The sequence below is a fragment of the Paenibacillus sp. FSL F4-0087 genome (assembly GCF_038020215.1).
GTDB classification, from domain to species: Bacteria; Bacillota; Bacilli; order Paenibacillales; family Paenibacillaceae; genus Paenibacillus; species Paenibacillus taichungensis.
The window spans coordinates 2,052,393-2,064,878 of record NZ_JBBODJ010000001.1; the positions used below are offsets into that span (position 1 = coordinate 2,052,393).

The 12,486-nt window shown below is 48.2% G+C and carries 11 protein-coding genes and 1 other annotated feature; of the genes, 5 read left to right on the top strand and 6 right to left on the bottom strand.

Going from position 1 to position 12,486, the window contains the following annotated elements; translation table 11 throughout:
• Positions 1 to 105: 105 nt before the first annotated feature.
• From MHB84_RS09555 to MHB84_RS09575, 5 genes are all read left to right on the top strand, one after another.
• Positions 106 to 1,041 carry a DMT family transporter gene (locus MHB84_RS09555; protein ID WP_076292218.1) on the top strand — a complete coding sequence of 312 codons (936 nt, stop codon included), beginning with the start codon at positions 106 to 108 and terminating at the stop codon, positions 1,039 to 1,041.
• A gap of 27 nt (positions 1,042 to 1,068) precedes the next feature.
• Positions 1,069 to 1,372 (top strand) — a binding site (T-box leader).
• A gap of 342 nt (positions 1,373 to 1,714) precedes the next feature.
• Positions 1,715 to 2,707, top strand: coding sequence for a tryptophan--tRNA ligase (trpS, locus tag MHB84_RS09560; protein WP_076292217.1), 993 nt, complete (start codon positions 1,715 to 1,717; stop codon positions 2,705 to 2,707).
• A gap of 69 nt (positions 2,708 to 2,776) precedes the next feature.
• The gene (locus MHB84_RS09565; RefSeq protein WP_076292216.1) at positions 2,777 to 3,883 is read left to right on the top strand and encodes a GerAB/ArcD/ProY family transporter; all 1,107 of its coding nucleotides are present in this window, start codon (positions 2,777 to 2,779) and stop codon (positions 3,881 to 3,883) included.
• Positions 3,864 to 5,333 carry a spore germination protein gene (locus tag MHB84_RS09570; protein WP_076292215.1) on the top strand — a complete coding sequence of 490 codons (1,470 nt, stop codon included), beginning with the start codon at positions 3,864 to 3,866 and terminating at the stop codon, positions 5,331 to 5,333. The genes MHB84_RS09565 and MHB84_RS09570 overlap by 20 nt, the downstream gene beginning before the upstream one ends.
• Entirely contained in the window at positions 5,330 to 6,487 is a 1,158-nt protein-coding gene (locus MHB84_RS09575; RefSeq protein WP_076292214.1) for a Ger(x)C family spore germination protein, read from the top strand. Before MHB84_RS09570 ends, MHB84_RS09575 begins: the two co-directional genes overlap by 4 nt.
• A 72-nt stretch (positions 6,488 to 6,559) precedes the next feature.
• Here MHB84_RS09575 and MHB84_RS09580 read toward each other — a convergent pair whose 3' ends face one another.
• From MHB84_RS09580 to MHB84_RS09605, 6 genes are all read right to left on the bottom strand, one after another.
• A complete protein-coding gene (locus MHB84_RS09580; protein WP_076292213.1) occupies positions 6,560 to 6,970 on the bottom strand; it encodes a sensory rhodopsin transducer in 411 nt (136 codons plus the stop codon).
• Positions 6,971 to 7,222: 252 nt separating this feature from the next.
• Positions 7,223 to 7,348 (bottom strand): hypothetical protein, encoded by a 126-nt coding sequence (locus MHB84_RS09585; protein ID WP_341143031.1) that lies wholly within the window; start codon positions 7,346 to 7,348, stop codon positions 7,223 to 7,225.
• A 593-nt stretch (positions 7,349 to 7,941) separates the two neighbouring features.
• The gene (locus MHB84_RS09590; RefSeq protein ID WP_076292276.1) at positions 7,942 to 9,066 is read right to left on the bottom strand and encodes a rhamnogalacturonan acetylesterase; all 1,125 of its coding nucleotides are present in this window, start codon (positions 9,064 to 9,066) and stop codon (positions 7,942 to 7,944) included.
• 176 nt (positions 9,067 to 9,242) lie between these two features.
• The gene (locus MHB84_RS09595) at positions 9,243 to 10,082 is read right to left on the bottom strand and encodes a carbohydrate ABC transporter permease (RefSeq protein WP_024633028.1); all 840 of its coding nucleotides are present in this window, start codon (positions 10,080 to 10,082) and stop codon (positions 9,243 to 9,245) included.
• 2 nt (positions 10,083 to 10,084) lie between these two features.
• Complete coding sequence (locus MHB84_RS09600; RefSeq protein WP_076292266.1) at positions 10,085 to 10,987, bottom strand: carbohydrate ABC transporter permease; 903 nt, start codon at positions 10,985 to 10,987, stop codon at positions 10,085 to 10,087.
• A gap of 141 nt (positions 10,988 to 11,128) precedes the next feature.
• Positions 11,129 to 12,412: an ABC transporter substrate-binding protein gene (locus MHB84_RS09605; RefSeq protein WP_076292267.1), complete on the bottom strand. Its 1,284-nt coding sequence runs from the start codon at positions 12,410 to 12,412 to the stop codon at positions 11,129 to 11,131.
• Positions 12,413 to 12,486: the final 74 nt, after the last annotated feature.

Genomic DNA, 12,486 nt, shown 5'->3' on the forward strand with positions numbered 1-12,486 from the left:
ACCACTATTGGTCTGGCAGTATATTGAATAAGGTCAGACAGCGTACGCAGCAACATATGCGCCGTTGAATTAATAAAGAAAAACCGTATTATTGGAGGAAACCCTATGAACAATAGCCAGACTAGAACATATGCATATGTAGCAGCTGTTTTATATGCAGCCATTATTGGTTTATCCTTTTTATTCGTTAAAATGACGGTAAGTGTCGCACATCCAATTGATGTATTGGCACACCGTTTTGCCTTGTCGTTACTTGTAGTCAGCATTCCTGTTATTTTTGGATGGATCAAGATCAAGCTAACCCTTCGTGATCTGTGGCGTATCATTCCGCTCGGGCTGCTCTCTCCTGTTTTGTTTTTTGCCTTTCAGGCATTCGGGTTAGTCTCGTCCAACTCATCGGAAGCAGGGATTATCCAGGCGATGGCCCCCGTTTTCACACTTGTGTTGGCCTCTATCTTTCTAAAAGAACGTACATCCCTTTTGCAAAAACTGTTTCTACTGTTGTCCGTGGCGGGTGTGATCTTTATTTTCTTGATGAAAGGAAGCGGGATGTCGGCAGGCAATTTTAAAGGTATTGCTTTATTGCTGCTCTCCACAGTGTGTTTTGCAGGTTATGGTGTATTGGCAAGACCCTTGGCGCAGAAATATAAACCGATGGAATTGACCTGGGTGACCCTGATGGTTGGATTTATCGTCTTCAACGCAGCTTCCCTGATTCGTCACGCGTCGAGCGGAACCATGGTGGATTATGTGAAGCCACTCGGAGATGCATCTTACCTAGGAGCACTGGCCTATCTGGCCGTCCTCTCCACCATGTTCTCCACGCTGCTGGCGAGTTATGCCCTGACTCATCTGGAAGCTTCCAAAATGAGTGTATTCAGTAATTTGTCCACGCTCATTTCGATTGCTGGCGGAGCCTGGATATTGCATGAACCAGTGTATGGATACCACTTTGTTGGAGCCCTGCTGATCATCGCTGGTGTACTTGGCACCAATATGAGCGGAAGAAAACGTGGGCTGGTCAATCCAGATAAAGCATGATACAATGTGAAAAATTGTAAACGGACGTTATCAACAATGATGAAGAGAAGTACACAGGACAGGATACCTCAGAGAGCCGGCGGATGGTGTGAGCAGGTGTATCGGTCATGTGGAAATGGGCTTCGGAGTTCCGAGTTGAACCCGTTCTGCCACCTGTACTCAGGAGCGCGGATCGTCAGTAGGCAAGGCGGCATGTTCAGCCGTTATCCATGGACAGGATATCGATAAGGCATATGTGAGCTTTCCGCATATATTTATCCGTATCCCTCAAGTGGGCCGCAACCAGCGGCCAATTAAGGTGGCACCGCGAAGCATAAGCTTCGTCCTTCTATTCTGTTCCCGTCTGGGAAACAGGATGAAGGACGAGGCTTTTTTTGATTTAATTTCTTTATTAGTACAACTCAACATTTACACAAGAACGGAGAGGACAGAAATAACCTGAAGAAGCGGAGTGTTCGCCTTTATCCCCAGATTTCACCTTTGTAAAAGTGTATCAAAAAATCAGGGGATAACAGCGATCGGAAGGTTGTTCTGTCATCGAAGTGACAAGTGTAAATAATCTTTAGTTCGACTGAGAAAGATGCAGGCTGAAAGGAGGTGATGGTCGTGGAAGACGGCTGGTGGCGTCAGCAATTATGGATCGCAAAATCACAACATCAAAGGAGAATAAACCATGAACAAGAACAAAGACATTATTTTAACCGGAGACCGGACAACCGGACAGCTTCATCTCGGCCATTACGTGGGCAGCCTGCGCAGTCGGGTGCAATTGCAGGATGAGTACAAAACGTATATTTTACTGGCTGATGTACAGGCGCTCACGACCCACTATGACCAACCGGGGCTGATTGCAGACAGCGTGCATCAAGTGACACTTGATTATCTTGCCGTAGGTATCGATCCCAATAAAGCCACTCTGTTCATCCAGTCGATGATTCCGGAAATTGCCGAGCTAACTGTCATTTTCTCCATGTTTGTCACGGTGAACAGTCTTCGGCATAATCCTACGATAAAAAACGAGGCGCGTGACCGTGGTTATAAGGATCTCTATTACGGATTTCTTGGATATCCCGTCAGCCAAGCTGCGGATATTGCGTTCTGCAAAGCAACCCTTGTTCCAGCGGGAGAAGACCAGATCCCACATATCGAAACAGCGCGGAAACTGGTACGGAGGTTCAATGAATTATATTCCCCAGTTCTGCCTGAACCACGTATTCTGACCGGAGAACGGCTGGGCGGACTGGATGGCGTGGGCAAAATGAGCAAAAGTATGGGCAACGCCATCTCTTTGAATGCTCATCCTGATGATGTGTATGCCAAGCTGTCCAAGGCGAAAACCGACCCTGCACGCATTCATCGTTCTGATCCGGGACATCCGGATATTTGTCCGGTGTTTGCCTATCACCAGCTGTTTCGAAAGGATGAGGCTGCTGAGATTCATGCGAACTGTAGTAATGGCACCATTGGTTGCAAGGATTGCAAAAAGATTGCAGGTACTGCGATTAACGAACTGCTCTCCCCTTTCCGTGAACGGCGAAATTACTATGAACACCGTGGGCATGAAGTGAAAGAAATCCTCGTGGAAGGTACACGTCAGGCACGTCAAGCTGCACGTGAGACAATGCTAGAGGTTCGTGAAGCGATGGGAATACGTTATTTCGACTGACGGTATGAGAAGGCTTGTTCACGTTAACACTGCTGAGAACAGTATATTGGGAAAAGAGGTCCCCTCAGCATGAAACCAACACAGCCTTCTTTTTTGCAAGCCATGATGTTAATGATGTTATCTGTCGGCCTGATCAGCCACGTCCTGATCATCCCTGCCCTTTTGTCTTCAGCCAAAAGGGATGCATGGATATCCGTTCTGTTGTCCGCAGGACCTTATCTTATATTCACTCTAATGCTTGCGTATGTTTCTCGTTTTCTCCAGCACCAAACCCTGCATGAATGGCTGACTTCCCATCTTGGCAAGCCTCTTGGCATGCTGTTTCGGATGGGAAACAGCCTCTTTTTTCTGTCCGTGATCTACTTCACTCTGCATGATACCACCACTTGGGCCAAAACCAATTATCTGACGGAGACGCCAATATTGGTTACAAGCATTGCCCTGATGTCTCTCTGTGCCTATGCGGCCTATAAAGGAGTACGCTCTCTGGCATTTACAGCAGGCTTGATCCTGCCTTTGGTTGTGTTGCTTGGCTTCTATGTCGCTATCGTTAATACACAATACAAGGATTACAGTCGTCTGTTGCCTGTGCTTGAACATGGCTGGCATCCCGTATTTCATGGCACAGTCTACAGCCTTTCAGGCATGTTTGAGTTGCTGTTCATCTGGTACTTGCAGCCCCACCTCTCCAAGCGGATACGTGTATGGCAATACCTGATGCTCGCATCAATTATTCTTGGTCTAACCCTTGGCCCACTTATTGGGGCAATCGTGGAATTCGACCCTTTCGAAGCTGCCAAAATGCGTTATCCGGCCTTTGAAGAATGGCGAATTGCCTCCTTGGGCAAATATATTGCCCAGACTGATTTCTTTTCCATTTACCAATGGCTCGCCGGTTCTTTCACCCGGATTAGTCTGGCCATGTATATTGTAGTAGAAATTTGGAATATTAAGAGCGCCTCCAGAAGGATCATATGTTGTGCCACTCTTGGCGTCTTATTTATTCTTTCCATGCTGTATCCTCTGGATGATATGACATTCGAAAAGCTGCTTGTCCAGTACATATTCCCGTTCAATCTCATGTATCTGAGCGGACTAGCGGTAGTTGCAACAGCAGTTGCATACATCAGTTCACGCCATCAGAGGAGGAAACATCATGGAGCACCAAACGATTGACACCACGTCCCATGAAACACTGCTTGCCTCTTTCGAAGAGCAGTTTGATCCCTGCGCAGATGTTGTTATTCAGACCTTTCCAGCCAAAGATGAAACCGATATGTCGGTAATTATGCTTTATTGCGATGGTTTGGTGGACGGTAAACAAATCAACCAGTTTATTATCCCACGGCTGGAACAGCATTCTCTGTTCATAGAAGAAGCACACCCCAAAGAATTGGGATTAACCTTGAATCCGATAGAAGATCTTACAGATACAGAGAATTTAAATCTGCTGATTTTTAGCGGACAATTACTGCTTATTTTCGGAAATGGTGATCAGTCCTGCAGTCTAGATATCGCGAGTATACCAGGAAGAAACCCTGAGGAGTCAGCAATCGAGTCATCGATTAAAGGACCTCGGGACGGATTTACTGAAGAGCTGTCCGTAAATATCGGCCTCATTCGCAAACGAATGAAAACCTCTTCCATGTGTTATGAGAAATATGTTAAAGGTGGGCGTACCCAGACCTCTATTGGTCTGTTGTATGTCAAAGACATCATTAACCCGGATATTCTGAAAGAAGCACGCAAGAATCTCGACCAAATTGAAATCGATGGCATTCTCGGTACCTCTATTATGGAACGTGCAATTATGGGGGGAATTCGCAGTATCTTCCCACTCACGGATAATACGGAGCGACCCGATTATGTCGTGGACTCTCTTTTAAATGGGCGATTTGTGGTTCTCATTGAAGGTTCACCGGTAGCCATTATCGCTCCAACCACTCTGTTTAATCAGCTAAAATCGCCGGAAGACGAGAGTACCCCCTTTTTCATCGTTACTTTTGAGCGAATTTTGCGCATTTCCGGATTATTGATTGCTTGTTTCTTTCCTGCCTTTTATATTGGCCTGACCAGTTTCAATGTGGAGCAGATCCCCTTGCCCCTGCTGGCAACCATTTCAGGTACGCGGATGGGTCTACCTATGCCAGTCACGCTGGAAGCATTTTTAATGATATTTATGTTCGAGCTATTTAATGAAGCTGGCCGCCGACTCCCACGTGCCTTGGGACAAACCGTCAGCGTCGTAGGTGGACTTATTATTGGAGATGCAGCTATTCGAGCAGGAATTACTTCTCCCACAATCATAGTCACGGTCGCTATCTCGGTGATCTCCAGTTATATTCTGGTGAATACCGTGCTCAGTGGGGCTACTGCTCAAGTCCGGATTGGGATGCTAGTCATTTCTTCCATTCTTGGGTTATTCGGTTTCATGATTGGACTGCTTGGTCTGCTGGTGCACCTCGTATCCTTGGAGTGTTATGGTGTCTCATACCTGTCACCCGTCTCTCCTTATATACCCGGTGACTTCACCCAAGCCGTATCCATGCCCCCTTCCATGAAACGAACCAAACGCCCAGCCGTACTCCATACCCAGGATTCCACTCGCCGGAGGAAACGCTCGTGACAAGATGGATGGCTAAGGTTAGCTTGCTTATAAGCTGCTTTATCCTGTTGACCGGGTGCTGGGATTCCAAAGAGGTTCAGAGCATTAACTTTATCACGGCTGTAGGAATAGATTATGTAGACAACCAATACGTTGCTTACGCTCAACTCATTGATTTCTCCAGTATTGCCAAACAGGAAGGGCCAACTTCAAGGCAAGCAAGTGATATCTGGATCGGACGGGGTGAGGGTTCTACGCTGAGTATGGCTATTGATGACCTATATCAAACTTCTCAGCAACAAACGCTGTGGACCCATGTAAAAGCGATTGTTTTATCCAAAAATGTGTTGAATGGACGACTGGAGGATGTCTTCAATACACTGTTGCATTCAGGCCAACTGAGATATACCCCTTGGCTCTACGGTACAGAGCATAACATTACAGATGTACTCTCTCCCTCTGCCCTGCTGAACCAATCCGCCCAGACGATCGAGCTGTTTGAACCTATGAAGCTGTACAAGCAACATTCCGGTTATGAACCCATCCGGCTACATCAGCTCCTTGACGGATTTCGGGAGCCTGCTTCCGTTATTCTTTTGCCGTCCATTACCAATCAGAACCAGACCTGGTATAACGGGGATGAAACACCCCCGCTGATTAGAATGGATGGGTTTTACGTCATTTCAAACGGTAAAAATCAAGGCAGGGTTACGGGTAAGGACGCTGATGGCACACGATTCGTGAATTATGACCGCGTCTATCAATATCCATTGTACGTATACAGCAACGGGAGCAAAATGCCGGAGCTGACGCTTAGGCTTAATAACCCAAAGACCAAGATTAAGGCGAGGAAAGAAGGAAACGGTGTTACATTTGACTTGATTACTTCGGTTAAAGGCGCCATCATCGAGGATCATGACTCTCATCGTTCTCCCCATGTCATGGAAAAGGCAGCGGAGAAACAGATTGAGTCCGAAATCCGCAATACGTTTGAAAAAACCAAATCACGCAAAGTTGATTCCTACGGTTTTGTGGAACATCTATATCGTCATGATCTCCCTTTATGGAGACAAGCGGTATATAAAAGGACCAATCCACTGGAGGGGTTTAAACTCGGTAAGGTGGAGGTTCATGTGAAAATCCTCAATGCCAGTACGTATAAATACGATGAGTAACGCAAAAAGACGATCAGTAGCCTGCAGTCCATGCAAGGTTACTTATCGTCTTTTCATTTTATGATTCACATGTTATCCCAGTGGAAACGCCATAACACTCATGAGTGCCAGTTCAGGCTGAGTGGTATCCAAACGACTGTACTGTACGATAACAGGAACATTGCTGGCGACGGTAATGGCATAGGGTACTCCCGGAGGAACAAGTTGTTCACCCGATCTCAACGAAGCCGTCCGAATATGCTTTGTTCTCCGCGCAGGTACTTCAGCCACGATGTCTTCGAGCGGTTCCCTATCTTCAAAATAGATCGTTATTTGTAGCTGTGCATCCACTGTGCCTGTATTTAATACACAGATGCTCTCGTGACTCTCCAGTGAGCCCGAGCTGTCCGGTGGAATGTAACCATCGGGAATCACCCAATAGGTGTGACCTGTCGCAGTGGAAGATATTTTATGTGCTGAAGTGTTTGTCTGATCCTGTGCCATTAATAATTCCTCCTTTGCTAATGCAATAATTAGTTAAACGCACGGGAGGCTCGCGAGGCAGACGCTTCGGCGGGCGAATCGGGCTGTGGGCCGCTGTTGGCTCGGGATTTCTTCTCATTTCCACTTCAGCAGGGGAAATCCCGCTCCAAAGGCGGACGCTTCGCTCCCTCTGCTCCGATTCCGCCCTCCTCCGCTGCATCGCTCGCTTGGCTTTTTAAAGGCTTATTGCCTTCGCTATGCTCGCTGGGCAACTTAAAAAGCATCCTTGCTCGTTACTTCGTTAACTCGCTGAATAAAAGCAAGGCTAACTCGCGAGGCAGACGCTTCGGTGGGCGGATCGGGCTGTGGGCCGCTGTTGGTTCGGGATTTCTTCCTCATTCCCCCCTCAGCAGGGGAAATCCCGCTCCAAAGGCGGACGCTTCGCTCCCTCTGCTCCGATTCCGCCCTCCTCCGCTGCAACGCTCGCCCTGGCTAATTTAAAGGCTTATTGCCTTCGCTATGCTCGCGGGGCAACTTAAGAGCAACTTTGCTCGTTACTTCGTTAACTCGCTTAATAAAATTGCTGCTCGCGTGCAGGCGCTGCGGTGGGCGGATCGGGCTGTGGGCCGCTGTTGGTTCGGGATTTCTTCCTCATTCCCCCTCAGCAGGGGAAATCCCGCTCCAAAGGCGGACGCTTCGCTCCCTCTGCTCCGATTCCGCCCTCCTCCGCTGCAACGCTCGCCCTGGCTAATTTAAAGGCTTATTGCCTTCGCTATGCTCGCGGGGCAACTTAAGAGCAACTTTGCTCGTTACTTCGTTAACTCGCTTAATAAAATTGCTGCTCGCGTGCAGGCGCTGCGGTGGGCGGATCGGGCTGTGGGCCGCTGTTGGTTCGGGATTTCTTCCTCATTCCCCCTCAGCAGGGGAAATCCCGCTCCAAAGGCGGACGCTTCGCTCCCTCTGCTCCGATTCCGCCCTCCTCCGCTGCTCCCTCACCTCAAATACATTTGCAGCGGCTGCAGGCGCAGCTCGCGGATGGCTTCCGCTACCTGCATGGCGAGGCGACGGGCACCGCGCTCCTGAAAATGCGTGTTATCCTCCACGCCTGCTGGGAAGTTCACGTACTCACCCGGCAGCACCCACATGAAGTCCTCCTTGCTGCCTTCAATGCCCGCTTGCTCGAACAGGATGCGGCTTCGCTCAGCCAGATCGATCAGCGGTACCCCTTCCTCTTGTGCCAGCTCACGCACGGCGACGATATAATCGCCATGGGTGTCGGTCAATGTTCCGTCATCAGCGAAATAGCGCCGATGCACGGGTGTCACGAGCACCGGACGAGCCTTAGCTTCGCGGGCGGCATCGATATACTTTTTCAGATATTCCTTATATGTTGTGAAAGGCTCCGTTCCCCGGTCAGGGTCCGGCTTCTCATCGTTATGTCCAAATTGAATAAACAGAAAATCTTCTGGTTTCATCTTCTCCAGAATGGCATCCAATCTGCCTTCATTGATAAAGCTTCGGGAACTGCGTCCAGACTGGGCATGATTATCCACAGCAACATCATGTTTGAACTGTGCGGGCAACAGCTGCCCCCAGCCACAGTATGGATATCCACTTTCCGGCTGATCTGTCACTGTAGAATCACCAGCGAGAAATACTGTCATCGTTTGATTGGCAAGCGTGATCTCCAATGCATTAATCCGTGGTGCAGGACCGGAGAAGGATAGTCGGAGCTTCCCGCCACGAACCACAACCGAGAATCGAACCTCTGCACATTGCCCAGGAAGTGTACGTATGGTTGGCAGCATCAATCTTCCCTCTCCGGCTTTGACTCGGGTGATCGTCTCCGCCAAGTCATCCCCTGCAGTTAACAAAACCTGATAGGTTCCATCGGGAACTTCAATGATGAAAGATGCCTTGAGTGGAATACAAAAGCTTGAACGCAATCGGGCAGACACATTGGCCTGCCCTTGTTTGCCGTTGTTTGTCCGACTGGTATCCGATACTCCGTCTTCACTTATCCGTTGCTTCTCATACACAAGGGAGCCGGATTCAAAACCGTATTCCCCCTGTTTTTCATATGTGGTGCTGGCAGATACTTTCAAATAACCATCAATCTCACCTGCACTGCCAGAGTCCGGTCCAAAATTGAACTTCCAATGGGTAACGGCCTCTTTACCGCCCTCTACCGTTACCTCCTTGGCAACGGCCTGACTACCCTGGGCATTATTCAATAAGAACAACCTCCTTGTTCAACATGCTAATCCAGGTTTGGATCCAGAATGAATACCGTTTATCCTTTCAGTCCACTGGTGCTCATGCCCTGTACAATTTGTTTCTGGAAAATAAAGAACACGGCTACAACAGGTACGAGACTCACAATGGACATCGCGAACATCGCTCCCCAATTGGAGGCAGACTCACTGTCCAGGAACATTTTCAGCGCCATGGAGACCGTATATTTATCCGGCGAGTTCAGATACAGTACTGGACCGAGCAGATCCTCCCATCTCCAGTAGAAGGAGAAGATCGCAGCCGTTGCGAGTGATGACTTGATGAGCGGCATAATAATCTGTACATACAGTCTGAACTTGTTACATCCATCAATGGTAGCCGCCTCATCCAACTCTTTCGGAATTGTACGAATGAACTGAACCATCAGGAAGATAAAGAATGGCATCCCGAAGAACGTAGGTACAACGATCGGCAGAATGGTATTCAACCAGCCAAGCTTCGTGAAGATAATATATTGGGGTACAAGTACAACGTCATGCGGCAACATCAGAGTCAACATCATCAGAGAGAACCAAAAGTTACGTCCTTTGAAGTTGAGTCTGGCAAAACCAAAGGCGATCAGCGATGAGGATAACACGGCACCAATCGTAGAGATGACCACAATAACAAGTGAATTGGTGATGTAATCCATAAACGGTCTTCCGCCTGCGCCTTTCCAGCCATCCGCATAGTTACTCCAGATCCATTCCGTAGGGAACAAGGACTCGGCAGTTACGAAGATGGTACGACTTTCTTTGAATGAGCTGAAAAGCATCCATAGAACGGGATATAGCATCAGGAGGGCCAAAGCTGCAACGAACAGGTGATAGATGGGCCATTTCACATTTCTCCAAACCATCGTTACTTCCCTCCTTCGGATTCATAAAACACCCAGAACTTGGATGTCAGGAACACCGCGACTGTGAGTATACCGATCATAATAAGCATGATCCAGGCCATGGCCGAAGCATACCCCATGTTGTTAAACATAAACGCCTGACGGAACAGATACAACGAGTAAAGCATCGTACCGTCCATTGGACCACCCTCGCCTTTAGAGATGATATATGCAGGTACAAAGGTCATAAATGCACCGATCGTTTGCATAATCAGGTTGAACAGAATGATTGGACTGAGTAGCGGTAAGGTGATACCAAAAAATTTGCGTACCGGGTTGGCACCATCCACACCTGCTGCTTCGTACATCTCGGGAGAGATATTTTTCAGACCGGCGAGGAAAATAAGCATGGAAGATCCAAACTGCCAAACAGACAGCGAAATCAGCATAACCAGAGACGCATTTGGGTCACCGAACCAGCTGATAGGCCCGATTCCGATTGCTGTTAGTGCACTGTTGATGACACCCTCATTACTGAAAAGGTTACGCCACATAATCGACACGGCCACACTACCACCGATAATGGACGGCAGGTAGTACAAGGTACGATACGTTCCGACCATACGGGATCCCGTATTCAGGATCATGGCTACGAAAAGCGCGAAGACCAGCCTTAGAGGGACACCAATAAACACATACAGGAACGTTACTTTAACCGAATTCCAGTACTTCGGATCATCAAAGAACATTTTGGTGTAGTTGTCCAGCCCAATCCACCGCGGAGAGGTGAACAGGTTATAACTCGTAAACGACATGTATAGGGATACAAACATCGGAATCAGCGTAAAGCCCAGAAAACCGATGATGAAAGGACTAATAAAAGCATACCCGGTTAAGTTTCTGCGCAACGACGAATATTGCCTCAACGGAACGAACCTCCTTTATTGATCTGCTTGCTTACCACAGCCTTACTTCGGGCTACTGGACGGGGAAAGGCCCTCGCGTTATGCGAGTAGCCCTGTTCCCGTCCATCCCGGTATTGGGATGAGCAAGCGATCATTCAACTGTTATTTATTGTTGGCAAGAACCGCCTCGGCATTTTTGCGGAATGTCGCGGCTGCTTGTTCCGGTGTAACCTTACCAAAGTTCAGTTCCTCTACGACATCCGCAAGAGATGCGATTACTTCAGGTGAACCAACTGGTGGAGGCGGGCTCATTGGGGAAGCCTTAGGCTCCATGGACGCTACGAATTCAAATACCTGTTTCGTTGCATCACTCAGCTCAGGAGCGATAGCCTCCTTGATTTTGCCCGAGATCGGCACACCGCGCTCGCCTTTGATCAGTTTGTTAGCTTCCACATCGTTCACCCAGAAATCGATGAATTTTGCTGCTTCTTCCTTCACTTTTGAATTCGAAGTAACAGCCCAGTACATACTTGGTTGCATGTAAAGTCCTTTTTCCATATCAGGTCCAGGCATAGGAGCGAATTCCAGTGGACGATTGGCAACCTGTTGTACGGCTACGAATTGGTTGGACCATTGCCAAATACCAACTCCTTTTTCCTTGACCAAATCGGATTCCTCGATGATACCTTTCGTCTGGTTAGCCAGATCCGGGGAAGGCGCTGCACCCTGCTCGATCATCCGGCGCATGAGTCCGAAGAACTCAACGAATAGTTTGTCGTCATCATATCCAAGCCCCGTTCCTTCAGCATTGTAGAGAGACAATCCTTTGGTACGCAAGAAATAGTGGAAGAAGATATCCGGCGCTACGCCCCCGTCCAAAAAGAGTCCTTTGGCAGCCGTTTGTTTGCCAAGCTCTTCATACGATTCCCAAGTCATATTTTCGGGAATGGCATCCACACCCGCTTTTTTGAGCAGAGCCGGATCATACTGGAAACCCAGTACGTTAACACCGGCAGGTACTCCATATTGTTTGCTGTTGATAACGCCTGTGCTGATAACGTTCTCGGATACATCGTCCACTTTAATCTGGTTTCCGAGGTACGGGGACAGATCTTCGAGCTGTCCATTCTGTGCATATTGGCTGATGTAGGAAATATCCATCTGAACAATGTCCGGCAGTTGGTTCGCTGCAGCTTGTGGAGCGAGCTTTTTCCAGTAGTCATCGAATGAAGCGTATTCCACATCAATTTTGACGTTCGGGTTTTTCTCTTTGTACAAGTCAATGACCTTCTGTGTATATTCGTGACGTGCATCCGATCCCCACCATGCGATACGAAGTGTTACCGAACCATCCCCAGATGATTCGCCCGATCCTCCGCTGCTGCTGCATGCCGTTGTTAATACCAGCAATGCCGCCATCATCAGGAATATCGCCTTTTTCACCATGCCAATCTCCCCTTTTATGTTGAAATGGTTGTGTGAACGAGTTATCTTCCACTTTCTGATAACGCTTTCACGAA